The sequence below is a fragment of the Achromobacter sp. genome, from assembly GCF_036567245.1.
Taxonomy (GTDB): Bacteria; Pseudomonadota; Gammaproteobacteria; order Burkholderiales; family Burkholderiaceae_B; genus Achromobacter.
On the sequence record NZ_DATCUY010000203.1, the window covers coordinates 1 to 25,923 of the forward strand.

General features: G+C 66.1%; 19 protein-coding genes. 14 read left to right on the forward strand and 5 right to left on the reverse strand.

Annotated elements, in window-relative coordinates; all coding sequences use genetic code 11:
• A partial coding sequence (locus VIR09_RS08775; RefSeq protein WP_332012513.1) for a M24 family metallopeptidase occupies nucleotides 1–735 on the forward strand: 735 nt, incomplete at its 5' end.
• Between the two features lie 20 nt (nucleotides 736–755).
• On the opposite strand, the gene VIR09_RS08780 is transcribed toward VIR09_RS08775, so the two are convergent.
• Both VIR09_RS08780 and VIR09_RS08785 read right to left on the reverse strand, forming a co-directional pair.
• On the reverse strand, nucleotides 756–2,669 hold the full coding sequence (locus VIR09_RS08780; RefSeq protein WP_332012514.1) for a B12-binding domain-containing radical SAM protein: 1,914 nt from the start codon (nucleotides 2,667–2,669) through the stop codon (nucleotides 756–758).
• A gap of 114 nt (nucleotides 2,670–2,783) precedes the next feature.
• On the reverse strand, nucleotides 2,784–3,308 hold the full coding sequence (locus VIR09_RS08785) for a hypothetical protein (protein WP_332012515.1): 525 nt from the start codon (nucleotides 3,306–3,308) through the stop codon (nucleotides 2,784–2,786).
• Nucleotides 3,309–3,479: 171 nt separating this feature from the next.
• Between VIR09_RS08785 and VIR09_RS08790 the strand changes: the two genes are divergently transcribed.
• A complete protein-coding gene (locus tag VIR09_RS08790) occupies nucleotides 3,480–3,884 on the forward strand; it encodes a hypothetical protein (protein WP_332012516.1) in 405 nt (134 codons plus the stop codon).
• A gap of 22 nt (nucleotides 3,885–3,906) precedes the next feature.
• On the opposite strand, the gene VIR09_RS08795 is transcribed toward VIR09_RS08790, so the two are convergent.
• Entirely contained in the window at nucleotides 3,907–5,082 is a 1,176-nt protein-coding gene (locus VIR09_RS08795; protein ID WP_332012517.1) for a GGDEF domain-containing protein, read from the reverse strand.
• A 241-nt stretch (nucleotides 5,083–5,323) separates the two neighbouring features.
• Here VIR09_RS08795 and VIR09_RS08800 point away from each other — a divergent pair, with 241 nt between their 5' ends.
• On the forward strand, nucleotides 5,324–6,259 hold the full coding sequence (locus VIR09_RS08800) for a DNA/RNA non-specific endonuclease (protein ID WP_332012518.1): 936 nt from the start codon (nucleotides 5,324–5,326) through the stop codon (nucleotides 6,257–6,259).
• An 86-nt stretch (nucleotides 6,260–6,345) separates the two neighbouring features.
• Here the strand turns inward: VIR09_RS08800 and VIR09_RS08805 are convergent, their stop codons facing one another.
• Nucleotides 6,346–6,825 (reverse strand): VOC family protein, encoded by a 480-nt coding sequence (locus VIR09_RS08805; RefSeq protein ID WP_332012519.1) that lies wholly within the window; start codon nucleotides 6,823–6,825, stop codon nucleotides 6,346–6,348.
• Between the two features lie 96 nt (nucleotides 6,826–6,921).
• The gene (locus VIR09_RS08810; RefSeq protein ID WP_332012520.1) at nucleotides 6,922–8,946 is read right to left on the reverse strand and encodes an alkyl/aryl-sulfatase; all 2,025 of its coding nucleotides are present in this window, start codon (nucleotides 8,944–8,946) and stop codon (nucleotides 6,922–6,924) included.
• A 336-nt stretch (nucleotides 8,947–9,282) separates the two neighbouring features.
• Between VIR09_RS08810 and VIR09_RS08815 the strand changes: the two genes are divergently transcribed.
• The 11 genes from VIR09_RS08815 to VIR09_RS08865 form a co-directional block, all read left to right on the forward strand.
• Complete coding sequence (locus tag VIR09_RS08815; protein ID WP_332012521.1) at nucleotides 9,283–10,878, forward strand: sensor domain-containing diguanylate cyclase; 1,596 nt, start codon at nucleotides 9,283–9,285, stop codon at nucleotides 10,876–10,878.
• 41 nt (nucleotides 10,879–10,919) lie between these two features.
• The gene (locus VIR09_RS08820; RefSeq protein ID WP_332012522.1) at nucleotides 10,920–11,891 is read left to right on the forward strand and encodes a hypothetical protein; all 972 of its coding nucleotides are present in this window, start codon (nucleotides 10,920–10,922) and stop codon (nucleotides 11,889–11,891) included.
• Between the two features lie 148 nt (nucleotides 11,892–12,039).
• Nucleotides 12,040–12,819 carry a DUF899 domain-containing protein gene (locus VIR09_RS08825; RefSeq protein ID WP_332012523.1) on the forward strand — a complete coding sequence of 260 codons (780 nt, stop codon included), beginning with the start codon at nucleotides 12,040–12,042 and terminating at the stop codon, nucleotides 12,817–12,819.
• Nucleotides 12,820–13,042: 223 nt separating this feature from the next.
• The gene (locus tag VIR09_RS08830; RefSeq protein WP_332012524.1) at nucleotides 13,043–13,609 is read left to right on the forward strand and encodes a hypothetical protein; all 567 of its coding nucleotides are present in this window, start codon (nucleotides 13,043–13,045) and stop codon (nucleotides 13,607–13,609) included.
• Nucleotides 13,610–13,711: 102 nt separating this feature from the next.
• Nucleotides 13,712–14,197, forward strand: a complete 486-nt coding sequence (locus tag VIR09_RS08835; protein WP_332012525.1) for a nucleoside deaminase — start codon at nucleotides 13,712–13,714, stop codon at nucleotides 14,195–14,197.
• Nucleotides 14,198–14,294: 97 nt separating this feature from the next.
• Nucleotides 14,295–14,783 carry a hypothetical protein gene (locus VIR09_RS08840; protein WP_332012526.1) on the forward strand — a complete coding sequence of 163 codons (489 nt, stop codon included), beginning with the start codon at nucleotides 14,295–14,297 and terminating at the stop codon, nucleotides 14,781–14,783.
• 90 nt (nucleotides 14,784–14,873) lie between these two features.
• Entirely contained in the window at nucleotides 14,874–16,175 is a 1,302-nt protein-coding gene (locus VIR09_RS08845) for a UDP-N-acetylglucosamine 1-carboxyvinyltransferase (protein WP_332012527.1), read from the forward strand.
• Between the two features lie 205 nt (nucleotides 16,176–16,380).
• Entirely contained in the window at nucleotides 16,381–17,772 is a 1,392-nt protein-coding gene (locus VIR09_RS08850; RefSeq protein ID WP_332012528.1) for an FAD-binding oxidoreductase, read from the forward strand.
• 290 nt (nucleotides 17,773–18,062) lie between these two features.
• Nucleotides 18,063–23,393: an autotransporter domain-containing protein gene (locus tag VIR09_RS08855; RefSeq protein ID WP_332012529.1), complete on the forward strand. Its 5,331-nt coding sequence runs from the start codon at nucleotides 18,063–18,065 to the stop codon at nucleotides 23,391–23,393.
• Nucleotides 23,394–23,512: 119 nt separating this feature from the next.
• Complete coding sequence (locus VIR09_RS08860; protein ID WP_332012530.1) at nucleotides 23,513–24,910, forward strand: DUF308 domain-containing protein; 1,398 nt, start codon at nucleotides 23,513–23,515, stop codon at nucleotides 24,908–24,910.
• A 33-nt stretch (nucleotides 24,911–24,943) separates the two neighbouring features.
• Nucleotides 24,944–25,923: DUF4105 domain-containing protein (locus VIR09_RS08865; RefSeq protein ID WP_332012531.1), on the forward strand; the 980-nt coding region annotated here is incomplete at its 3' end.

The window sequence follows — 25,923 nt, forward strand, 5'->3', positions numbered from 1 at the left end:
GGCCTGCCGGCGGACCGGTATCGGGCCGAAGCCTTCCACCCGGCGGCCGACGGCACGGCTGGCGTCCCGCCGCAGCGTGAAGCGCATCCCTGGGAGCGCATCAGCCCGCGCTATACGCTGGCAGGCATCCTGGACGCGCGCCGGCGTTCGATGCAGGCGGTGGCAGAAATCGCCGCGCTGATGCGGCCCGGCATGACCACGCGCGAGGCCATCGCCGTGGCGGACGACCACCTGCGCCGGATGGGCGCGTCCAATAACTGGCATCCGACCTATGTGCGCTTCGGCCCGGACACGCAATCGCCGCCCGTCCAGCGCACCGACTACGACCGCAAGCTGCAGGAGCACGACATCTTCGTGCTGGACATCGGGCCGGTCTGGGACGGCCACGAGGGCGACTACGGCGACACCTTCGTGCTGGGCACGGATGCCGACCGCCAGCGCTGCGCCGAAGCCGCGCGCGAGGTGTTTCGCCGTACTCGCCTGGCATGGCTGGAGGGCCTGACAGGCGCCGCCCTGTACGACCGCGCCGCCGAATATGCGCGCGAGCAGGGATGCGAGCTGGTACGGGAGATCCCCGGACACCGGGTATCGGACTTCCCGCACGCGCTGTATGGCAAGCATCTGCTGGCGCAGGCGGATTTCGTGCCTGCCGACGGGATCTGGGTGCTGGAAATCCAGGTACGCGATGCGCAGCGACCGATGGGCGCGTTCTACGAGGATGTGCTGCTGCGTTAGCGCGGCATCGGCGGCGCGTCCTACCCCCGCTGACTCAACGCCCGGCTGATCCGGTGCTTAGCCACCGTAGTCTTCGGCACATGGAACGGGAACCAGCTGCGCACGTCCTCATCCAGCCCGATGCCGTGCATGTAGTTGTAGATGGCCTTTTTCAATGCCTTACCGAGCGCGTCGTGGTCCACGCCCGTGGGATCATGGAAGCCGACGTCGTTCTTGGCGAAAGTGACCGGCGGCAAGGGCCGCAGCGTCACCCCATATTCCTCGGGGTTCTTGCCCACCGGCGAATGCACCGTACAGGCGAAGCGGTGGAAAAAGCCGCTCTGGATGCAGCCGTTGTCGAACAACTGCCGCACGTACTCCAGCGCGTCCACGGTGTCTTGCACGGTCTGCGTGGGAAAGCCGTACATCAGGTAGGCATGCACCAGGATGCCGGCGTCCGTGAAGGCGCGCGTGACCCGCGCAACCTGCTCCACCGACACGCCTTTCTTCATCAGGTTCAGCAGGCGGTCCGACGCGACCTCCAGGCCGCCCGAGACGGCGATGCAGCCGCTGTCGGCCAGCAGTTCGCAGAGTTCGGGGCTGAAAGTCTTTTCGAAGCGGATGTTGCCCCACCAGGAAATGCCGGTGTTGCGGGCGATCAGTTCGGTCGCCAGCGCCTTGAGCGACTTGGGCGGCGCGGCTTCATCGACAAAATGGAAGCCGGTCTGTCCGGTTTCGCGCACGATGGCCTCGATGCGGTCCGCCAGTACCTCGGCGGATGCGCCTTCGTAGCGGCCGATGTAGTCCAGGCTGACGTCGCAGAAGCTGCACTTCTTCCAATAACAGCCGTGCGCCACGGTCAGCTTGTTCCAGCGCCCGTCGCTCCATAGCCGGTTCATGGGATTCAGCATGTCCAGCAGCGACAGGTAGCGATCCAGCGGCAGGCCGTCCCAGGTGGGCGTGCCCACTTCGGCGAAGGCGATGTCGGGCTCGACCATGTTCACGTAGCGCACCGCGCCACTATCGGCTTCGCGCAGGAAAGTGCGCACCAGGCGCTGGCGAGAACGCTTGCCCTGCACGTGCTCCAGCAGCGACAGCAAGGGGCGCTCGCCCGCGTCCAGCGTGACGTAGTCGAAGTAGTCGAAGACCCGCGGGTCCTTCAGTTCGCGCAGCTCGGTGTTGACGAAGCCGCCGCCCAGCACGGTGATGATGGAGGGATCGTGCGCCTTGATGGTTTGAGCGATGCGGAAGGCGGCGTAAACGGCGCCCGGGAACGGCACGGACAGCAGCACCATGGTGGGCGTGTGACGGGCCAGCGCCTCCGCGGTCAGGCTGCGCAGCATGTCGTCCACCAGTGTCGGCGGGGCCGCCAGCGCCTGGGCCAAGGGGTCGAACGTGGGTTGGCTGCCCGCCAGCGATTCGGCGTAGCGCACGAATTCGAAGCGCGAGTCGATGCCGTCCCGCAGCACATCCGCCAAGTCGTTCAGGTACAGGGTGGCCAGGTGCTTGGCCCGGTCGTGCAGGCCCAAGGCGCCGAACGCCCAGCCCAGCGGATCGCCGCCATCTTCATCCAGGTACACCTCCAGCGAACTGAAGCGCGGCCCTTCCGGCAGGAAATTGCGGCCGACGATGCGGTGCGCCAGCGTGGGATCGCGGCCCTGCAGGAAGGCGATCGTGGGTTCTATGGTCGCCAGGTAGCGCGCCTGCTGCGCCACGAAGGCCTGAACCGCGGGCGTGTGCTTCTGGGCGGGCAGTTGGGCGATGCGTTCCGCCACGGCGCGCAGGCCGTCGGCCGACAGCAGGCGCAGCACCAGGGCGAGCGCCAGGTCTTCCTGGAACGAGGTCACGCCGCGCGACCGCAGAAAGCCGGTCAGGTAGGCGGTGGACGGATAAGGGGTATTGAGCTGCGTCATCGGCGGGATGACCGACAGCACGCGTAAAGGCAAAGAGGACATGAAGCACGGCACAACTGCCGTCGAAGCGGGGATCGGAGCCATTATAGGCAGCGCGGCGGGCTAAGGCCCCGCCGACGGGGCAATGACCGCCGATTGCGCCGCGCGGCGCGGGGATCACAGATCGCCCAGCACTCCCGGATCGAATTTCCAGCGATGGCCAGGATCGACGCTACACACCGCCGTCGTCTTCTTGTGATGCTTCGGGCCGATTTCCCTGAGCTTCAATTCGCCATCGCATACGGGACACTGGCCGCCGATCTCCGTGTAGAAGACCTCGCCGGCGCGATTCGCCTCCAGATTGCACATCCTGAGAAATCGCGAGTAGCGCCTGCGCTTCAGGTCGTCGCCGGCGTTCAGGATCACAAGGCTCAGGAAAATCAGGATGAACCACCAGGCCGACATCCCCCAGGCGTAGGCGCCAAGGGCGCTGATCGCCAAGCCTGCGACGCCACCCGCCAATATCCAGGCCGTCTTGACAGGCTTGCCGCGCAGCCGCAGGGGGATGATTTGGTAGCGCTGGAATGCGCCGGCCCAGCCGTCGCCACGGCCCGCAGCCGCTGGCGGACTAGTAGCGGCCGGCAGCCCCGGCTCGGCCGGCAAGCTGCCCGCGTCCGATGCGAAGATGTTCTTGCTGGACATGTTACCCAGCACTCTTGCGCATTCGTCGCATACGTTGTTCTTGCCCTTGTGGGCGGCTCCGCATCTAGAGCAATGCACGCAATCCCCTTGGAGTGGAAACTTTGATCTGGCGCCATTATTACCATTATTCTTAGGCTCCCGCCGCAACCGCATCCCGCCTGGCGTCATTCCATGCGCAACCGATCAGATCCATTCGCCCCGCCCCCGAAGCAACGGACCGTCCGCCTCAATTCCCTGCTCTGGATCATGGAGCCACTGGAACGCGATGCAGGCTATATGCGCCGCAAGATGTTCGGCTGCGATGCGGCCTATCTGGACGGCCTGCTGTACCTGGTGGCGGCCGACCGCGACGATCCCTGGAGCGGCCTGCTGGTGTGCACCTCGCAGGAACGCCAGGCGGCGCTGTTGACGGAGTTCCCGGCCCTGCGGCCGCACCCGGTGTTGGGGAAATGGCTGTACCTGCCGCAGACCGACGAGGACTTCGAGACGATTGCGGCGCGGATGGCGCGGCTGGCGCTGGCGCGGGATCCGCGCATGGGCGTGGCGCCCAGGCCACGGTCGCGGCGCAAGGCCTGACGCGCGCGGAAGCCGGACGCCGTCAGCAGCTCACCGGACCCGCAGCCGCCAAGGCCAACTCCACCCGGTTACCGCCCAGCGCCTTGGCCTGATACAAGGCCCGGTCTGCCGCGGCCAGCGCATCGGCCAAGGGCGGAACCTTGTCCTCGAACTGCGCCAGTCCCACGCTGACCGTGGCCGGGATGCCGGGGCAGTCGTCCCGCCTGGACACCGTACCGGCAAAGTGCTGCGCCACGGCCGCGCCCAACACGGTGGCGCGGCGCGCGTCCTGGCCGGACAGCAGCGCGGCGAATTCTTCGCCGCCGATGCGGGCAAGCAGCACATCGGCGCCCAGCACGCAGCGGGCGGACTCCGCGAAGAACTTCAGCACCTGGTCGCCTGCCTGGTGGCCATGCCGGTCGTTGATCGCCTTGAACTGGTCCAGGTCGAACGCCAGGACCGCAACAGGCCCGCGCCCTGCTCCGCCCTCGATGAGACGCGCGCCCTGTTCGAAGAACCACCTGCGGTTGCCCAGGCGGGTCAGGTAGTCGGTCTGCGATTCCCGAAGCAGTTGGCCATGCGTCTCTTCGCGTATCAGCTTGAGCAGCGTCATCGGCAGCACGATCGAATACAGCACGCCTTCGTACATGGTGAGGGTGCTGGCGGTCAGGTGTATCGCCGGGCCATGCTCGGCCACCCACCACGGCAGGATAAAGGCGCGGGCGGTGTAGACCAGCGCGTGGATGCTGGCCACCGCGGCCGCGATGCGCAGCGGTATCAGCGACCTGAGGGAGTGGCAGCGAAACAGTTCCCAGGCCGTCATGGCGCTGACCAGCGCGATGGGAAATGCGCTGACGTACTTCCAGACCATGTCCTCTCGCCGGTCGCCGGCCGCCAGCCAGACAAGCGCCATGACGATCAACAGCCCGAGGGAAGCGCCGCGGTAGCGCCTGCCGCTCAGCGAAGCCGCGCCGTTCATGATCAGCAGATAGCCGCTGAGGACGACGAGGTTGGCGACCGCCGAACCGAGTGGGCTGGGCAATCGGGCGCGAAACAGCGCGACGGTACAGCCCAGCGCAAGCGTGGCGAAGCCCGCCGCCAGGATGCGCAATGATCCGCTGCGGCTGGGATGGGTCCGATGCTCCCAGAACGTCAGGCCTGCACTGGCGAGCAGCGTTCCGATGATGATGAAGTAAAGAGTGAGGAGATCGACGTACATCTTGAATGCTTGGATAGCGCGCCGCCGCATCGCGGGGCCAGCAGGAATTCTACGTGGGAAATATGTCGTTGAAACATAGCGTAACCCCTTGCGCGTAGCGGTTTCTTTGCATGTGGCATAAGGGCGACGCCACTGTCTCGCATGAAGAAACAATCGTCATCAGTGGCAAATTCGCCACTCATCTACAATCCGGGACGGTGCCGGTTGCCAACCGCAATCGGGCAGTAGCTCACAGGTAGTAATGACGCGCGCGAAGACACCCGCTTCCAAGAAGAGAAGCCCCCCCAGCAGATCCAAGGCCCGCGCCGGTTCCCGATCCGGCGGCCGTTTCCCCCGATTCCTGAAGGCCCTGCTGTTCTCGTCCCTGGCGAGTTTCGGCGCCACCACCTACATGCTGAATCCGCAATGGCGGATTCCGGCGCCGGTGCAAGACGTCATCACGCGCCTGGGCTGGCCGCAGCAACGCGAGCATGCGACGCCCGCGGCGGTACCGACCGCAGCGCGGACAGGCGCGCCGGTTCAAACAATGTTTGCCGAATGCCGGCAGTTCTTTCCGCATTCGCGTCCGCCCGAGGTGCCGGGCGGCCAGAAGCTGCGGGAGGTGTGCTTTTCGGCCTTTGCCATCCTCCACGACGGACAGACCAGGACGCCGGTGTTCGTGGCGGAACGCCTGAACCGCCAGATGCTGACCCAGGCCCAGGGGCAGCGCCGGACCGATAAGTTCTACGCCGAGGCACGCCTGCCGCGCGCCGAACGGGCCGAACTGGACGACTACCGCGGCTCCGGCTATTCCCGCGGCCACATGGCGCCGGCCGGCGACATGTCCAGCCCCGAGGCCATGGCGCAGAGCTTCTCGCTGGCCAATATGGTGCCGCAAGACCAGACGCACAACGGCGGCGCCTGGAGCAGCATCGAGCAGGACACCCGCAAGTATGTGATGCGCGCCGCAGGCGACGTGTACGTCTTCACGGGGCCGGTCTATGCCGACAAGCCCAAGACGATCGGATCCGGCGTCGCCGTGCCCACCTATATCTACAAGGTCGTGTACGACGCCACGACGGGGCGCTCGTGGGTGCATTGGCAGGCGAACGCCGCCAGCACCAAGGCGGGACCGCCGATCAGTTATGAGGAATTCGTGAAACGCACGGGGATCCGGGTGCTGCCTGCCGGGGGATGATACTCAGGCCGGCAGCAGGCTCAGGTCTTCAACTGACAGATCTGTATCAGTGGGCTCGCGAAGTCCGAGCAAGGCTCATGCCGATCTCATCCCCGCCGCGCCGCCTCGATGGTCGCGATATCGATCTTGCTCATCGTCATCATGGCGTCGAAGGCGCGCTTGGCGACGGCGGCGTCGGGGTCCGAGATCGCTTCTATCAGCATGCGCGGCGTGATCTGCCAGGACAGGCCCCACTTGTCCCGGCACCAGCCGCAATCGCTGGGCTGGCCGCCGTTGCCGATGATGGCGTCCCACAAGCGATCGGTCTCGGCTTGGTCCTCGGTGGCAATCTGGAATGAAAAAGCCTCGCTGTGCTTGAAGGCGGGGCCGCCGTTCAAGCCCACGCAAGGGATGCCCGCCACGGTGAACTCCACCGTCAGCACGTCGCCTTGCTTGCCAGAGGGATAGTCGCCGGGCGCGCGCAGGATCTTGCCCACGGCGCTGTCGGGAAAGATCTTGGCATAGAACTGCGCAGCTTCCAGCGCGTCCCGGTCGTACCACAGGCAAATGGTGTTTTTGCTAGCCATGTTCATCCTCCTGCCGATAGTCCTGCAAGCGTAGCGGCTGCGCGGGACTTCGACGCATGCGGCGAGAGGCCAGGATCGGCCTCTCGCATTCGGCGCTTACGGCGTCACGATGTTGAACCAGAACGGGAAGTCATCCAGCGCCCCGAAGACTTCGGCGAGCTTGGTCTGATCTCCCGTAACCTTGACATCCCCCTTGGCCATCGCGTCCTTCAGCGTGGTCTGCTTCAGCATGATGTTGTTGAGCGTATCGCGGGTCAGCGACACGCTGGCGCTGGGTTCCTTGGCCTGCTTGCCTGCGGAATGGTTCAGCACGCTGTTGGCCATCTCCAGCATGTACTGCTGCTTCGTATCGGTGAAATCCACGTTCAGCACCACATGCTTGCCCTCGGTCTTTTCACGGTTCAGGCGCACCGCGAAGTAGTCGAACAGCATGTCCAGCGTCATGGCCCGCACGGTGTCCGGGCTGGCCGTGTCCGGCACCGGCAGTTTCTGCACGCCTTCGCGCAGTTCCTTGGCGCCGGTCAGGTAGAAGTTGCGCCACGGACCGCTTTCAGCCTGATAACCCAGCTGCTCCAGCGCATCGGCCTGCAGATTGCGCGCCTCCTGATTCTTCGGATCCGCGAACACCGCGTAGTTGACGACCTCGGCGACCCAGCGGTAGTCCCCTTTCGCGTAGTACTCGCGCGCCTTCTTCACCACCGCGTCCACGCCGCCCATCATGTCGACGTAGCGCTTGGCTCCCTCTTCAATGGGCAGGGTGTGCAGCGTGGCGGGATTGCCGTTGAACCAGCCCAGGTAAAGCACATAGGTCGCGCGGACGTTGTGGTTGACGGACCCGTAGTAGCCCCGGTTCGAAAACTTGGTGGCGATGGATTTGGGCAGCTTGACCTGTTCGGCGATCTCTTCCTTGTTGTAGCCCATGTTGGCCAGGCGCAAGGTCTCGTCGTTGATGTAGCGGTACATGTCGCGTTGCAGACTCAGCTGTTCGCGCACGTCCTTGTTGTTCCAGACCGGCCAGTGATGCATGGCGTACATCACTTCCACGTCGTCGCCCCACAGGTTCAGAGCCTCGTTCAGATACTTCGACCAGGCCAGCGGATCGCGGATCTTGGCGCCGCGCAGGGAATAGGTGTTGTGCAGCGTGTGGGTGGAGTCCTCGGCCGTGTTGAGCGCCTTCTTCTCCCGGATGTAGTAGAGCATCTCGGCCGGCGCTTCACTACCGGGCGCGTACAGGAATTCGTAGGTCAGGCCGTCGATGGTGCGCTTTTCGCCGGTCTTCTCGATGATGTCGGTGGGCGGGATCAGGGTGACCGTACCGGCCGAGGTCGTGGTGCCCAGGCCCGCGCCCACCTGACCGGTCGCGCTAGGCGGCAACAGGTTGCCGTACATGTAGCTGGCGCGGCGGCTCATGGCGGTGCCAGCCATCACGTTTTCGGCCACGGCGTGCTCCAGGAATCCCAGCGGGGCGTAGATCTTGACCTTGCCCGCCTTCACGTCGGCCTCGTCCACCACGCCACGCACGCCGCCGTAGTGATCCACATGGCTGTGGGTGTAGATCACGGCCACGACAGGCTTCCTGGGGCGATGCTGATAGTAGAGATCCAGCGCGGCCTTGGCCGTTTCGGTGGAGATCAATGGATCCATGATCGTCAGGCCTTCCTTGCCTTCGACGATGGTCATGTTCGACAGGTCCAGGTTGCGCACCTGGTAAATGCCGTCGGTCACTTGGAACAGGCCGGAGATGTTGATCAGCTGCGCTTGCCGCCAGAGGCTGGGATTGACGGTGTCGGGCGCATCGGAACCTTCCTTGATGAAGCCGTACTTGTCCGAATCCCATACCGGATTGCCCTCGGCGCCTTTGATCATGCCCGCAGGCAGCGGCGCGACAAAGCCCTTGTGCGCCAATTCGAAGGCTGTCTTGTCCGCGAACGGCAGTTCCTTCAACAGGGCTGCGTTCGCTTCCTTGGTGGGCGCTTCAGCGGGTTTGGGCGCTTCGGCCGACCAGGCCGGCGCCGCAAGCGCGATGGCCAGCGCCGTCAATGCGGCGGGCGCCGAAGCGCGGCGCCTGGGTGCCCGGTCCTGTTGGATATGGAAGCGAGTCGCGCGGTGAAGCAGCTGCATAGTCACTTTCTCCAGACGGGTAGAGGACAAACCGCCCGAAGTGGCGGTCCGGCAAGCAACGGAGTCAGGCGAATGCAAAAGACCAGATCACGCGTGCAAAAAGGGGCAAGGCGTGACGGCCGAAGCGGCGGCAGTAACAGGAATGACAGGCGTGAACGGCATCACGCGGCGCTGTGTTGGCTATAACGAACAAAGCCTACACATTTTTTCCCCTAAATCAATCGTGGATTGCAATTAATCACGTTTCGCATTGCGGGCTGCGTCCGCGCCATTTATCTTTGTCAAACTAGACGCGGTCGATACACCCCTACGCATGGAATACTGCATGGAGTCTCGATGAGCCCCCGGTCAAACCCCTCAGGCAGGCGCAAGCTCGGATTGCATGCGGTTCTGGTCGCGCTGGCCGTACTCAGCGTTGCCGTCGGTTTTTCCACCGCCATGTACTCCAGCTACCAGGTGCAGAAGGCGCAGATCGTCAGGAATGCCTTGGCCGCCAACCACGCGCGCGCCGAGAAGCTGGCCGAGGTCATCGACGTCTACGTTGCCGCGTTGCACCGCCAGGCTCGCAATGCCGCAAGCCAGCTCCCCGCGTCCATGGACAAACCGCAAGCGTTGCAGAATGAATTGCAGCGCCTGGCCGGCCAGATCGACTCGCTGCACGCGGTCATGCTGGCCGACACTGCCGGCCGCATCGTTGCCCGCTCCCCCAGCGGCCAGCTTGCCGATGCGAAGATCCTGCGTCTTGCCGATCTGGGTGTAGGCCCCTCCGGCCCAAGCGCCTGGGTGACGACGCTACCCAGCACGCAGGCCGCGGTACTTACCGTGGCCGAACCCGTGGCAGACCCGGCCGGCGCGCCACAGGCCTATCTGGCCATCGTCATCAAGCTGGACGCCGGCAGCGGCATGGACCGGATCATCGGCGAGCGCGACGATATCGCCGGCATGTCCGTGTTCCTGGTCGGCGGCAACGGCGACGTGCTGTACCGCAAGCAGGCAGGCGCCGGGACATTCGATCTGGCCAGCCTCGAACCCGCCCGACGGGACGGCGCCGCCCTGCTCCCGAACGCGAAAGGCGGCGCGGTGCTGACCGGCTACGCGCCCTTGGCCCAAGGCAATTGGGCCGTGGTGGCGCAACGCTCCCTGGATCAGGTGCTGTCGCCGCTGCGCGAATTGCTCGGCGACGCGTTGCGTTCCGCCATCCCGGCCATCGCGTTGACGCTGCTGCTGGTGTGCGGGCTGGCCTATGCCATTGCATCGCCGCTATCGCGTTTGACGCGCGCCATGACCGCGGGGAAATCCGCAGGCGTGGACCTCGGGCGGCTCAACGCCTGGTACGCCGAGGCCGACACCCTGCGCGACGCCGTGCAGCTGACGCTGGACCAGCACCAGGACGAAGTCGGCCGCCTGAACACCCAGGCGCTGACGGATCCGATGACCGGGCTGCTGAACCGCCGGGCCATGACCGAGGTGCTGAACGCCTACGCTGCCGACGGCACGCCCGTCGCGGTCATCGCCATGGACCTGGACCACTTCAAACGCATCAACGATGCCTTCGGCCATCTGACGGGCGACAAGGTGCTGATTGCGCTGGCCGAGGTGATCCGCGCCGGCCTGCGCGACCAGGATCGGGCTTTCAGGGTGGGCGGGGAAGAATTCATTGCGCTATTGCCGACCAGCGCGGCCTCCCAGGCGGGAGAAGTCGCCGAGCGCCTCCGCGCGGCAGTGGCCCGGCGGCTCATGCCAGATGGCGTGGGCCGCGTAACGGTATCCATCGGCATCGCGCTCTGGCCGCAAGACGGCGAATCGGCTGCCGCAGTCATACAGCGGGCGGACGAAGCCCTGTACGAGTCCAAGCAGACGGGCCGCAACCGCGTCACGCTGTGGCGCGACAAAGCTCAAGCCGAGCCACCGTCCCTGGCCCGCCGCCGTTAAGCGCATCCATGCCCGCCAGCACCATTCATTCCGGAGATGACATGTCCCTGCTCCTCAGCAGGGCGAAGCGACGTACGGGTTGGCTGCTTGCCCTGCTGGCCTGCGGCGCCGCACAGCAAGCCTCGGCGCAACAAGGCCTGCGCCTGAGCCAGGACGATCTGCAGAAGCGCGCCAACGGCGTGCTCGCCATCATGTCGTTCTCCATCGTGCCGGACATCACGACCAGTTCCCTGAACATAGGCGGGGGCAGCGGGTCGGTCTCCGGGTCTACCGAATTCGCGATGACGCAGCTGGGCGGCGGCGACACCATATCCAAATCGGTCCCGATCTACCTGGAAGGCGTGCTGGCCGCCAGCCGCTATGACCCGACGTTTATCGCCACGCAGGGCGCGGAGTCCCGCAGCATCCCCACGAAGTGGAACAGCATTTCCGCCACCGGCGGCATAGGTTGGGACTTCAAGCTGACCGACGAACTGAAGCTGCGGCCCATCTTCAATTTCGCGCTGGGCAACGTCACCAGCGACCTGCGCGCGGCCAGTTGGTACGTGGGGCGCCAAACTGGCAAGGACATCAGCTTCCTGGACAGAGGATCCCTCAACGCCTATGGCCTGGGCGGCTCGGTGATGCTGGACTACGAGCATTACCGCCCCGGCTATGAAGTCGACGTGGAGCTGCGCTATTCCGACATGCGCCTGCAGAGCTTCAACAGCTCGGCGGCCGTCGAGGGGCATGCCACGGCGCAGTCGGCCAATCTGTGGGCGCGCTACCGCGCCCCCACGGGATTCGTGATGCTGCAGCGGCCGCTGCGCTACGTGCTGGAGCTGACGCACTCGGAGTTCCTCGGCGACCAGCGCGGCATCCTGGGATTCGACCGGCTGACGTCCGTGGGCGCGGGCCTGGAGCTGGATTCCAGCGCCTATGACGTGATCATCACGCGCACCCGGCTCGTCGGCCGCTATGTGTTCGGCACCAATGTGTCGGGCTTCTCGGTGGGCCTGGCGGTGAGCTTCTGAACCGGGGCCGCCAGCGGAATTGCGCCGCATTTGTTACTCCCCCCTCGCCGCCCGGCGATGCCAGACTGTTTCCAGGCCGCTGAGCAGCCAGGCTGCGCGCAGACCCTTGCGCCAGGGCGCCGGCCCGCGATATGGAGGTATCGACATCATGACCGCATCCACCAAAGACACCCGCATGCGCACGCCCCCGGCCGTGTCGCCCCAGGAGTGGGAAGCCGCCCGCCAGCAACTGCTGCTGAAGGAAAAGGCGCACACCCGGGCCCGCGACGCCTTGGCCGCCGAGCGCCGGCGCATGCCCTGGACCGCAGTGACCCAGACCTATGCGTTCGACGGCCCATCCGGCAGGCTCGCCCTGCCTGACCTGTTCGATGGCCGCCGCCAGTTAATCGTCTACCGCGCCTTCTTCGAGCCGGGCGTGTACGGCTGGCCCGAACATGCCTGCCGCGGCTGCTCCATGGTGGCCGACCAGGTCGCCCACCTGGCGCATCTGAACGCCCGCGACACCACGCTGGTCTTCGTTTCCCGGGCGCCGCAGGCGGAAATTGCCCGGCTGAAAGCACAGATGGACTGGAAAATGCCCTGGTACACGCTGACCGATGGCTTCGACGCCGACTTCGGCGTGGACGAGTGGCATGGCACCAATGTGTTCTATCGCGACGGCGACCGCATTTTCCGCACCTACTTCCTCAACAACCGCGGCGACGAGCAGATGGGCGGCACCTGGAACTACCTGGACATCACGCCGCTGGGCCGCCAGGAAGTCTGGGAGGATTCGCCCGAGGGCTATCCGCAGACGCCGACCTACAAGTGGTGGAACTGGCACGACAGCTATGTTGCGGACGCGCCGCCTGACAAGAAATGGGTCGAGATTTCCGATGCGGGGGAAGCGGCGTTCCGGGCGCAGAGCGCAGCCACCGGCAAGCGGTAAGTGGACGGACGGCGGGACGGCATGGGCGGGCACAACGAGCCACCGTATTCATTGGCAATTTAAATAACAAATGGATACACAAGCTCAAACAACAGCAATTATCGGGGTCCGATGACCGTGCTAATTTATGCGCCCGCCGACCCTCGGCCCTGGCCGTGACGGTGTCCCCGTCAGGCAGCCCATGCCGGGCGGCCGCGCCCTCCTACCCTACTTGACGAGAACCATGCACAAGAACCTCGAAAGCGACTTCATCATCGCCCAGGGAAAAAAGCGGATGTCCAGCCTGCTGCTGGCGGCAGGCCTGGCCTTTGCCGCTGCCACGCCGGCCCTGGCGGTGCCTCCGATAAAGGCGCATCAAAGCGCTCCCGCCTCCGCGCCTGCGGCGGCCCCTGCCGCGGCCGCCCCGTCGGGTTCGGCGCAGAAGACCGACATCCAGAACCAGGCCGCCTACGAACGCCTGATGAACAACAGCGGCATCACGCTACAGTGGCTCTGGTCCGCGCAGCGCGGCCAATTGACCGCGACGGATGAAAACGACCTGGTCCGCATCGAGGGCACGCAGGCCAATCACGAAGGCACGTTGAAGATCAAAGGCGATATCGTCTCCATCGCCAGCGACCGCTTCATCTTCCGCGGCACCATCCTGATCCTGGACGCGCCGGACAAGGGCCGGCGCTGCGAGCGCAATGGCGAGTTCGAATTCCGCGCCACCGGCAAGCGCAAGTACTGGCGCCTGCAGCAGATGGAAGCCTGCGGCGGGCTGACCGATTACGTGGACGTGTATTACTAGACTGATCGGCAAGGAGGCTATGCTTGCGCATGCCTCCCGGCGGCCTTCCCGATGCCGCAATCCGCCGGAGCGGCGCCTTGCGGCATACACGAGGAGACCGGCATGATCACTGAACTGGACAAGAAGCACCTGGCGCGATGCGTGGAACTCGCCCGGCAGGCGCTGGATGCGGGCGACGAACCCTTCGGCTCGGTCCTGGTTTCGGCCGACGGCGCAGTCCTGTTCGAAGACCACAACCATGCCTCCAGCGGCGACCGCACCCGGCATCCGGAATTCGAGATCGCCCGCTGGGCCGCCAACCATGTGCCGGCGGACCAGCGCGCCGCCTGCACCGTCTACACCTCGGGCGAACACTGCTCCATGTGCGCCTCGGCACACGGCTGGGTGGGCCTGGGCAGGATTGTCTATGCCAGTTCCTCCGCCCAGTACCGCGAATGGTTGCGGGAATGGGGTGTCGCGCCCACGTCCAAGGTGCGGCCGCTGGCCATTGCCGAAGTCGTGGACGGCATCCCCGTCGACGGGCCGGTGCCGGAGTACGCCGAGCAGGTCAGGCTGCTGCATCAGGAAAGAATGCGGCGCCGGGCGTAGGCGCGGCCTCCTCCGGATGGCAGTTACCGCCCGTCTCAATCGTCAGTAGCAATCCGCAGTATTCTCGCTGCACCGCATTATGAACAGGACTATCGCCATGCCCTCTGACTTGACCAAGTGGATCGCCAGCATCGCATTTGGCCTGCTTGCTGCCTGGGCCAGCTTCGGAGTCCTCGGTCCGGTGCTGCAGCGCATGTTCGGGCTGGCGGACTCGACGGGGCTTGCCTATATGGCAGCGTTGGACCGGATGCTGATCACGACAAGCGTCGTGTCGCTGCTGACCGGCGTGGCGCTCGTCGTGACGCTCGTGCGTATTCCCAATTTCCGCCGCCTGCTCGGCTGGGGCTGCGCAGTGCTTGGCGTGATCCTCCTGTTGACCCTGGCCGCCGCCCTGCTCGAAATGGAACCCGGTATCTTCAATCCGGCCACTGGCGGCAAGCAGGCCGCCAACGACGCCTATACGGCGCTGTTTTTCTGGGCGCTGATCTTCGGCCTGCCTTATCTGGTGGCTGGCCTGGCGCTGACCATAGGCGGCTGGGTCCTGATCCGCAGGAATCCCGGCCCCGGGGCCGCCAAGCCGGCATGACACAGGCGCCACGCGCCCTTACAGTGTGAAATTACCGGGGAGCCCCCGCTGGCTTCCCCTCTTCCTCTTTATTCTCGTCCTACTCGCTCCATGTCCAACCTCATCGTCCACGGCGGCACCCCATTGCGCGGCCGCGTCATCCCCTCGGCCAACAAGAACGCGGTGCTGCCGGTGCTGTGCGCCACCTTGCTGACCGACCAGCCGCTGCGGCTGCACGGCGTGCCCGACATCACGGACGTGCGCAAGATCCTTGACATCTTCCGCACCCTGGGCAGCGACGTGCGGCTGGACGAGTCCACGCGCACGCTGGAGCTGCATCACCGCGACACCGCCTTCGATGCCGCCAGCCACCGGCTGCCGGAGGAAATGCGCTCGTCCATCATGCTGGTGCCGCCGCTGCTGGCGCGCTTTGGCGTGGCGCGGCTGGAAGACAATGTCAAGGGCTGCACGCTGGGCGTGCGCGAGATCGATCCGCACGTGGACATCTTCCGCTCCTTCGGCGGCGAGGTGGAGCGCGCCAGCGGCTCGCTGCTGGTCCGCAGCAGCGGCCCCCTGAAGCCGACCCATCATTGGCTGGACTATGCCTCGGTCACCACGACCGAGAACTTCGTGTTGTGCGCCGCCGCGGCGCAAGGCGAATCGACCCTGACGAACGCGGCATCCGAACCGCACGTGCAGGAGTTCTGCCGTTTCATGGCGATGATGGGCGCGGACATCGACGGCATCGGCACGTCGCGGCTGACGGTACGCGGCGGCGCTCGCCTGATCGGCGGCGAATTCACCTTCGAGGAAGACTTCCACGAGATCACCACCTTTCTCGCACTGGGCGCGATCACGGGCGGCGACGTGGTGGTGCGCAACAGCACCCCGGAGAACTTCCCGCTGATCGACCGTACCTTTGCCAAGTTCGGTGTGCAGATCGTGCACGAGAACGGCTGGTCGCGCGCGCTGCGTTCCGGTCCGCTGAAGGTGCAGACGCCGTTCACCAGCAATGTGCTGACCAAGGTCGAAGCGGCCCCGTGGCCCTATTTCCCGGTGGACCTGCTGCCCATCTTCATCGCGCTGGGCGTGTGCGCCGAAGGCAACGCCATGTTCTGGAACAAGGTCTACGACGGCGCGCTGGGCTGGACTGGCGAATTGTCCAAGTTCGGCGCGCACGTGTTCTCGTCGGATCCGCACCGATTGATCACGTTCGGCGGCAGGCCGTTGACGCCCGCTGTGGTTGAAAGCCCCTACATCATCCGCGTCGCCATCGCACTCTTCATGATCGCCAGCAGCATCGATGGCCGTTCGGAAATCCGCAATGCCACGCCGATCCGCCGCGCCCATCCGCGCTTCGTCGAAAACCTGCGCAGTCTCGGCGTGCAGGTGGAGTGGACCAGCGAGGAGTAAGCTCTCCAGATACGCACGCCACGGCGCGCAAAACGGGAGCGGGCCGACCGGCTCCCGGCGCGGCGCGCCCCCCCTCCCGGGTCATGGCCCCTCACGCAGGAGGCGTATCCCATGCCGCGCCCGAACCCATAGGCGGCCAGGGCCTGCCCTGCAGGCCCCAGTTTCAGAGGTTGTTCACGAAGCTGCACCTTCAAGGAGGTGTGTGATGAGCAAACTTTCCGATAGCGCCCTGGATGATCTGAGAGCCTCTGCCCGAGGCCTGGTCCTGAGCCCGGCGGACCCCGGCTACGAAGACGCCCGAAAAATCTGGAATGCGATGATAGACCGCCGGCCGGCGGTGATCTTCCGCTGCGCGGGCGCGGCCGACGTGCGCCGCGCCGTGGATTTCGCGCGCGACAACGGCCTGGTCCTGTCCGTGCGAGGCGGCAGCCACAACATCGCGGGCACCGCCGTCTGCGACGACGGGATGATGATCGATCTTTCGCCGATGAAATCGGTGCGCGTCGATCCCCTGCGCGCCCGGGCCTATGTCGAACCAGGCGCCACGCTCGCCGATTTCGACCACGAAGCCCAGGCTTACGGCCTGGCGACGCCGCTGGGCGTCAATTCCACCACCGGCGTGGCGGGGCTGACCTTGGGCGGCGGCTTCGGCTGGCTGACCCGCAGGTTCGGCATGACCGTCGACAACCTGCTCTCGGCCGATGTCGTCACCGCCGACGGCAAGCTGCTGCACGCCAGCGAGCAGGACAACGCGGACTTGTTCTGGGCGATCCGCGGCGGTGGCGGCAACTTTGGCGTGGTCACGATGTTCGAGTTCCAGCTGCATCCCGTCGGCCCGCAGGTCTACGGCGGCCTGGTGGTGCTGCCGCTGGAACAGGGCAAGGAGGCGCTGCTGAAGTACCGGGATGCACTGGCGGCCATGCCCCAGGAACTCACCGTCTGGGCCGTGCTCAGGCTGGCGCCCCCGCTACCTTTCCTGCCGCAGGCGGTGCATGGCAAGCCCATGATCGCGTTCGCCGTGTGCTATTCGGGCGATCCGGCGCAAGGCCCCGACGCCGTCGAGGTGGTGCGCGGGTTTGGCAAGCCCTATGGCGAGCATCTTGGCCCCATGCCATACGCAGCCTGGCAAAAGGCCTTCGATCCCTTGCTGACGCCCGGGGCGCGCAACTACTGGAAGTCGCACAACCTGGGCGGCCTGCAGGACGGGCTGATCGACGCCATCGTCGGGGCGGTTGAAAACCTGCCGTCGCCGCAATGCGAGATCTTCCTGGGCTACATCGGCGGCGTGGCCGCGCAGGTGCCGGTGTCCGCCACGGCCTATCCGCACCGCTCGGCGCAATTCGCCATGAACGTGCACGGACGCTGGGACTTTCCGGAAGAGGATGAGCGTTGCATCGCCTGGGCCCGGACGCTGTTCCGGACCACGGAGCCTTATGCGCAAGGCGGGGTGTATGTGAACTTCCTGACCCAAGACGAGCCGGAGCGGCTGGGCGCCGCCTACGGGTCGAACTTCGACCGGCTGGTCCAGGCCAAGACCCGCTACGACCCGCACAATCTGTTCCGGCACAACCAGAACATCAGGCCGGCGACGCCCTGACGGGAACGCGCGGCGAGGACGGTCCGGCAGACGCCGGATTTCCCCGCCGCGTTCGAGGCTGTCGCAGCACGAACCCGCGCCTTCACAGCAGCTCGTCCAGTTTCGGACCCAGCTTTTTCACCCCTCAAATACCAAGATTCAGGGATACCAGCCCGCAGGCTGGACGCCTAAACTTCGGCCTATCTTTTCGCCGTAACGATTTGTGGGACGGCTTTCGTTTTGATGCATTTGCGGTGGCGCGGCGGATTCGTGGCAGAAGCGCCCGCGTCCGTCCCGTACAGGAGCAAGGCTTGAACCACGTTTACCGGCTGGTGTGGAACCGTAAATTGCGCGTCTGGCAGGCGGCATCGGAATTGGCGTCGCAATCGCGCGGCGGCGGTTCGCAGGCCGGCAAAGCCGTAGCGGCACGCGCGTTCCGCCCGGTGCTGTGCATGGCGCTGGGGATTGCCCTGTCGTCGCTGAGCACCGCCCTCCAGGCCGCGTGCACACCGGCGGGTACGGTTGTGACGTGCTTGGGGACTGCCGATCCAGCGCAACCCGGCTATGCCAACGCTACAAACAACCTCCAGGTCATTTTGGACAGCTCCGCGACGCTCGGCGTCCTGCCCGCTGGTGGAGGCGCCGCGCTAAGCTTGACCGGCAGCAACGCGACCTTGATCAACGACGGCAGGATCGACGCCAATCTGCTCGGCAGCCCCCATACCCTGTCGGGCGGGGTTGCGGCGGGCAATGCTACCGCCCACACCTTCAGGCTCACCAATAGGGGGTGGATAGGCGGAACCACGGGGCCTGACGGCGTCCTGCCAAATCTCAGCGCCATGGCGATAGCCGTGCGGAATGGAACCGGAGGAAACAGCCATCTGAGCAATGCGGGCACGATCCGCAGCCAAGCGATCCCGGGCATATTGGTCGAGGCCGAGGATATCCCCGTGGTCGCCGTTTACGGCGGCGGCAACGTGGACTTCGTCAATGCAAGCACGGGCACGATCACCGGCCGCGTGGCTTTCGAGGCCTCGGGTACGCCCGGCACAGGCCACAGCTTCGTCAATGCCGGGACCATCGACGGCAGCGTATGGTTGGGCCAGGGCGGCAACAATACCTTTACCGCGGTGTCCGGATCCTCGGTGAGTCGGGGCCAAGGCTACGCCACGGCGGATCTGACCGTCCTCGGCATGCCCAGCCTGAAGTTCGCGCCGCCTGGCACGGTCAACGGCGGCCTGGGCGCCGGCAATACGCTGGTGCTGCAGAATGTCCTGCCGACGAACGGCACGGGCACCGGCACGGGCGGACCGAGCACCACGATTTCCGGCGACACCTACATCAACTTCCAGAACCTGCGCGTCAACAGCGGCACCTGGACGTTGACGGGGACGGCGCTGGCCCATGGCGGAAACGTCGAGCTGAACGGCGGCCTGGTCACACTCGCGAACAGCAACGTGCTTGGCTCGGGCCTGGTAAACGCAAACGGAGGCTCCCTGGCCGCCGGCATCGGCATGACCCTGGGCAACGACTTTGCGCTCGGCGCCCAAGGCCTGACGGTGCAGGGCGCCAACGCGATAACGCTTGCAGGCGGACTGTCCGGCGGGGGACACCTGACGCTGAACGGTACCGCTCCCGTCACCCTGAGCGGAAACAACAGCTACGCAGGCGGCACCACCGTGGGTCAGGCGGCGGAGCTGCGAGGCACTACCCAGAGCCTGCAAGGCGATATCGCCGTTGATGGCGCGCTGGTATTCGCCCAGGCCACCAACGGCACCTATGGGGGCAACATTTCTGGCGACGGCTCCCTCACGAAGGAAGGCGCAGGCACCTTGACGCTGACCGGCGCCCACACCTATGCCGGCGCTACCGCCATTTCCGCCGGCACGCTCGCGCTGGCCATGTCCGGCCGCCTGCCTGCCAGCCAGGTATCCCTGCAACCTGGCGCAGCGCTGGACCTGAGGGTGGCCTCCGGTCAGACCATCGCCGCGTTGAGCGGACTCGACGGCAGCGTCATGCTGGGTACGAATGCGCTGTACCTGAACGGCAGCACCAACAATACATTCGGCGGCGTCATATCGGGCCAGGGCGCCCTGATCAAGGTGGGCTCCGGAACACAGAAGCTGACCGGTATGAACACTTTCACCGGTGAGGTCGTCATCAACGGCGGCACGCTGGCCATCGGTACCGGCGCCCTGTTGCCGAACTCGGCCGTCTGGATCAATACCGGCGGCACGTTCGACCTCTCCGCCGGCAGCTCCTTGAGTATCGGGACCGTGGGCGGCACCGGCGGCAGGGTTGAACTCGGCGCCAATACGCTGACCGTCGGCAGCGGCACCTATGCGGGCGTGGTTAGCGGCACGGGCGGAATCAACAAGACCGGAACCGGCACGCTGACGCTGAACGGCGCCAATACCTACACCGGCCCCACGCTGGTACAAAACGGAGCACTGCGTATCGGCGGGGACGCCTCGAAGTCAACGGCCAGTCTCGCCAGCGATATCAACGTGGCAAGCGGCGCATCGGTGGGCGGCTTCGGCAGCGTCAACGGCAATGTGTCCATCGCGGCGAACGGCAGACTTGCTCCCGGCAATCCGACCGGCACATTCACCGTCAACGGCAACCTCGTCATGCAGCAGGGCAGCGTGGCTGCCTTCAGTTTCGGCGCGCCCGGCGCGGGCCATAGCGTGACGGTCAACGGCAACCTGACGCTCCTCGGGATGCGACTGGAAGCCATCGATGGCGGAGGATTCGGCGCCGGCGTGTACCGGCTGTTCGACTACACCGGGTCACTGGCCCTGTCGAATGGCGCCATCTTGCCCGACCCGGGCCTGTCGCTCCAATACTTGAACGACCTCAAGCAGATCAATCTGGTCAATGGCAGCAACCTGGAACTCAATTTCTGGAACGCCAATCAGCAGGCCAGCGCGACTCAGATGGGCGGCGGCTCCGGGGTCTGGTCGCGCACCAATGCGAACTGGACCGATGCCGTCGGCTCCGTGACGGGGGCACGCCTCCCCATCGACGCATTCGCCATCTTCGGCGGCGCCGCAGGCACGGTGACCGTGGACACCGCAACCGGACCGATCGGGGCCAAAGGCATCCAGTTCGCCAGCGACGGCTATCGTCTGAACGGCGACCCCCTGGAATTGACCGGAACCACGCCAGGCGCCGCGGGCGAATTGCGCGTGGGCGATGGCAGCCTGGCGTCCCGGGCCTGGACCGCCACTCTCGACAATGTCCTCACAGGCGCCGGCATCGACAAGACCGGGCTGGGCACGCTGGTGCTGAACGGCGCCAACACCCATACCCAGACCACCCGCATGACCGCAGGCACCCTGTCGGTGTCCAGCGACGCCAACCTCGGCGCGCCGACGGCCGGCCTGGACTTCCAGGGCGGCACGCTGCGTGTCACCGGCACGAGCTTCCACGGCACCGCCCGCAGCATCAACCTGGGCGCGGCAGGCGGGGGCCTGGACATCGCCGACGCCGCCAACACCTATACCGTCGCGCAGGCGCTGTCCGGCAACGGCAAGCTGGCCAAGCTCGGCGCCGGCACGCTTGTACTGACCGGAAACAACACCTATGCGGGCGGCACGACGGTCCAGGCGGGCACGCTGCAGATCGGCGATGGCGCCGTCTCGGGCAGCATCGCCGGCAACGGGGCCATCGAAGCCGGCGGCACACTTGCCTTCAAGCGCAGCGACCGCGTGGTTTTCGGCGGCGAGCTGAGCGGCGCGGGCGAACTGCGCCACGCCGGCACCGGCACGCTGGTGCTGACGGGCCAGAACACGCTCACAGGCGCCACCACCATCGAGTCCGGCACGCTGCAAGTGGGCGATGGCGGAACCTTGGGCGCCATGACGGGCAATATCGTCAACCACGGCAGCCTGGTCTTCAACCGCGCGGATGATTCAAGCTATGCCGGCGCGCTTTCCGGCAGCGGCGCGATGACCAAGGCAGGCGCGGGCTCGCTGGTCCTGACGGGCGACAGCAGCGCCTACGCTGGCGCCGCGCAACTGTCGGGCGGCACGCTGCAGGTAGACGGCAAGCTGGGCGGTCGGCTCCAGGCGGACGCTGGCACGACGCTGGCCGGCGCCGGCACGCTGAACACCGTGACCATTGGCGCTGGCGCCACACTGGCGCCCGGCAATGCCGGCGCTCCCCATGGCCGGCTGAATCTGCTGGGCAACCTGGATTTCCAACCTGGCGCCACCTACCATGTCGTCACCGCTGCCGACGGCCGACACAGCAGCGTGCACGTGGCCGGCACCGCCCAGTTGGCGGGCTCTGTCGTGCAGCTTGCCCAGAACGGCAATTACGCGCCTTCGACCACATATTCCATACTGACCGCCGACCATGGCGTGCAAGGCCGCTTCGACGCAGTCTCCAGCAACCTCGCATTCCTCTCGCCATCGCTGAGCTACGACGCGAACCAGGTAGACCTGGTGGTGAACCTGAAGCAGGTTCCCGAGGACGGCGGCGCGCGCCCCATCGAGTTCGTCGACGCCGCGTTCACCAGCAACCAGCGCGGCGTCGCCCGAGCGCTGCAGAGCCTGCCTGGCGACAGCGCCCTGCGCCTGCATGTGCTGAACCTGCCCAACGGCGCGCCCGCCGCGGCCTTCAACGCCCTGTCCGGCGAGTCCCACGCCGGCGCAATGTCGGGCCTGCAAAGCACGGCCAGCGCCTTCATCCAGGCGCCGCTGACGCGCCTGCGCAGCAATCTCAACGCCGGCTGGATGCCAGGCGCGCCGACGGCCCAGTTGGGCCTGGCCGACGCAGCCTCCCTGCCCCGCCCGGCTGCGCAGCCCCTGTGGACGCAGGTCTACGGCACCTGGACCACGCTGGACGGCGACGGCAACGCGGCCAAGACAACCCAGTCCGACAGCGGCATCACCATCGGCGGCGACCACGCCATCGGCGGCGGCTGGCGCCTGGGCGGCGCCCTGGGCTATAACAGCGGCCGCAGCCGGACCAGCGACCGCGCCTCCAGCGCGCAAGCCGACAGCTACAGTCTCACTGTCTATGGCGGCAAGGCCTTCGAGGCGGGCGCTGGCAAGATCAACCTGAGCCTGGGAGCAGCCTATACCTGGCACGACCTGGATACCCAGCGCAATACGGCCGGGGCGGGACTGGACCAGACGCTCAAGGCCAGCTACGGCGCCAGCACCGGGCAGTTCTTCGGCGAACTGGGCTACGCCATGCCGCTGAGCGACCGCGTCACCCTCGAGCCATTCATCGGCGCGAACTACAGCGACCTGCGCACGCGCGGCTTCTCGGAATCCGGCGGCGACGCGGCGCTGCGTGGCGAGAATGGCAGCAACACCGTGACGACCACCACACTGGGCCTGCATGCGCTGAGTACCTTTGAAAGCGCCGGCGCCCGCGGCCACGTACACGGCACGCTGGGCTGGCGCCATGCCTTTGGCGAACTCAATCCCGCCAGCACCCTGTCCTTCGTCCAGGGCGGCGACGCGTTCACAGCCACGGGCGCGCCGATCGCGCGCGATGCGGCCGTGATCGAGTTGGGCGTGGGCATCGAGGTCAGCAAGCGCACCACGGTCGCAGTGACCTACGGCGGGCAGTTCGGGAACGGCAACCGCCAGAACTCCGGTACGCTGGACGTACGCTACCGATTCTGAACCGCCAGGGGCAGGCCCGCGTCCTGACCCCCGCGGCGCCTGCTGGAATCCCGCCAAGCGGGAAAGTTTGTTAATGTGTTCAGCAGCCCCCAAATTATGAAAAAGGAGCGCTCGGAACAATGGGTAATCTTGTCTTATTGCTGCTCGGCGTGGAGTATCTGCGCAAACGTGCACGCGCCTTGTACATCATCGGCGGCCTGCTCCTGCTCATAGGCGTTACGCTTTTCGTCGATGCGCTGGACAACGCGGTGTATTTTCCGCTGAATTTCTTCGCCGCGCTGTTGGTCATCGAGGGCCTGGCCACGCTGGTGATCGCCAAGTCGGGGGTGGGCGGCCAGCGGGTGCTGCGCTATGCCAAGGGCGCCATCGTGCTGGCCGCCGGCATTCTGGTCCTGGTCGGACACCATCATGGACACTTCGTGCTGTCCATGCTGTTCGGCCTGATGTTCCTGGTGGACGGGCTGATCCAGTGCATGGCTGCCTATGTGGTGCGCTACGAGCGCTGGCGCTATGTGTTCGCCTCGGGCGTGGCGGAAATCCTGCTGGCGATTTTCTTTTTCCAGCCCTACCCCACCCACTACGTCGGCACGGTGCCGTACTGCCTGGGGCTGTTCCTGGCGTTTTCAGGCCTGCACCTGCTGTCGTTGGCGCGCCGGGTCCGCAACCTGGAATCCAACCCGGCCCTGGACGTCAATCCGCACCCGGACTTCATGCCCACGCGCGCCGACGGTCCGGCGCAAACCGTGTTCGACGGCCCGCCGCTGGAGTCCGAGCGCGCGCTGACCGTGCACGTCTGGACGCCGTCGGGCTCCGCCAAGAACGAAACGCGCAACTACCCCGTGGTGAACCGCTACATCGCCGCCGTCGACATCAATGGCGTGGTGTCCACCGGCCACGCGGCGCTGGAAGCGCCGGAAGGCGTGTACATCAGCCTGTATCCGGCCCAGGAAATCGACCACTCTCCGGAACAATTCGGCACCCTGCTGCGGGCCACGGCGGAAAACAACGTGCCGGGCGTGTTCCAACCGGACTACGCCACCGAATCCAAGGCCTGGACGCCTTCGACGATGCGGGTGCGCATCCGCAACTACGACGCGGCCAAGCTGCTGGCGTTCTGGAACGAGTACCGCAAGACCACAACCTACAACCTGACGCACCGCAACTGCTCCAGCTCCGTGTCCAGCGCGCTGGAAGCGGCGCTGGATGGCGTGGTCGGCCGGCTGCATGGCCCCAAGGCCGGATGGCGCGTGCTGCTGCGCCTGCTGCTGACGCCGGAACTGTGGGTGGCGGCGCAGATCCGCAAGCGCGCGCTGACCATGGCCTGGACTCCGGGCCTGACGCTGGACTATGCGCGCGCGCTGAGCATGCTGGCCGACCCGCGCCCGTTCGGCTGGTGGAAGATGTCGCAGGACGCGCTGCGGCAGATCGCCCGCATGCGCGCCGGCTGGCGCAAACAGGACCGCAACGCGCACGCCCGCAACGCCGAGCAGGCCGAATCCTCGCAAGGGGCGCAATGACGGGCATAGCCCCGCCTTGCGCATGAAGACGCCATGATTCCGCAGATAGTGATCGGGCTGGCCATACTGGCCAGCGCCGCCTGGGGCGCGGCGGCCCTATGGTTCCAGTCGCCGTTCGCCGACCGCGCACGCGCCGTTCTGCCGGCGGGCTGGCTGGCGCTCGCGGCCGCGGCGCTGATCGGCCTATTTATCGGGCAGCCCCTGCCCGCCTGGCTGTACGGCGTTCTGCTGCTGGCCCTGCTGGCGTGGTGGTGGCTGGGCGTGCGCGCGTCGAACGAGCGGCAGTGGATGCCGGAGGTGGCGCACCAGACAGAGGGCGCGGTCAAGGGCGACATCGTCACCCTGCGCAACGTGCGCAATTTCGACTGGCGCACCCGCACCGACTACGACGTACGTTGGGAGACCCGTTCCTACGACCTGTCGCGCCTGGACGCGGTGGACCTGGCGCTGTCGTACTGGGGCAGGCCTGCCATCGCCCACGCCATGGTGTCCTTCGGCTTCAGCGACGGCCAACACGTGGTGTTCTCGGTGGAAATCCGCCGCAAGCTGCATGACGTATTCTCCGAAATCGGCGGCTTCTTCCGCCAGTATGAACTGTCTGTGCTGGCCTCGACCGAGGAAGACAGCCTGCGCGTGCGCACCAACGTACGCGGCGAGGAAGGCTATCTGTACCGCGTGCACATGCCCGAAGGCGCAGCCCGCAAGCTGTTCCTGTCCTATGTGGAGACCGCCACCCGGCTGGCGAAGAAGCCGCGCTTCTACAACACGCTGACCGGCAACTGCACCACTATCGTGTACCGCTTGGCCGACCAGATCGTGCCGGGCCTGCCGCTGGACTACCGCGTGCTGTTTTCGGGCTATCTGCCCGAGTACCTGTACCGGCTGGACGCGCTGGAAGGCGCGGACAGCATCCAGGCCTACCGGCAGGCCGGCCACTACACGCAGCGCGCCCGCGCCACCGTCGATGCGGCTGAGTTCTCGCGCAACATCCGGCGCGGCGTGCCGGGCGTGCC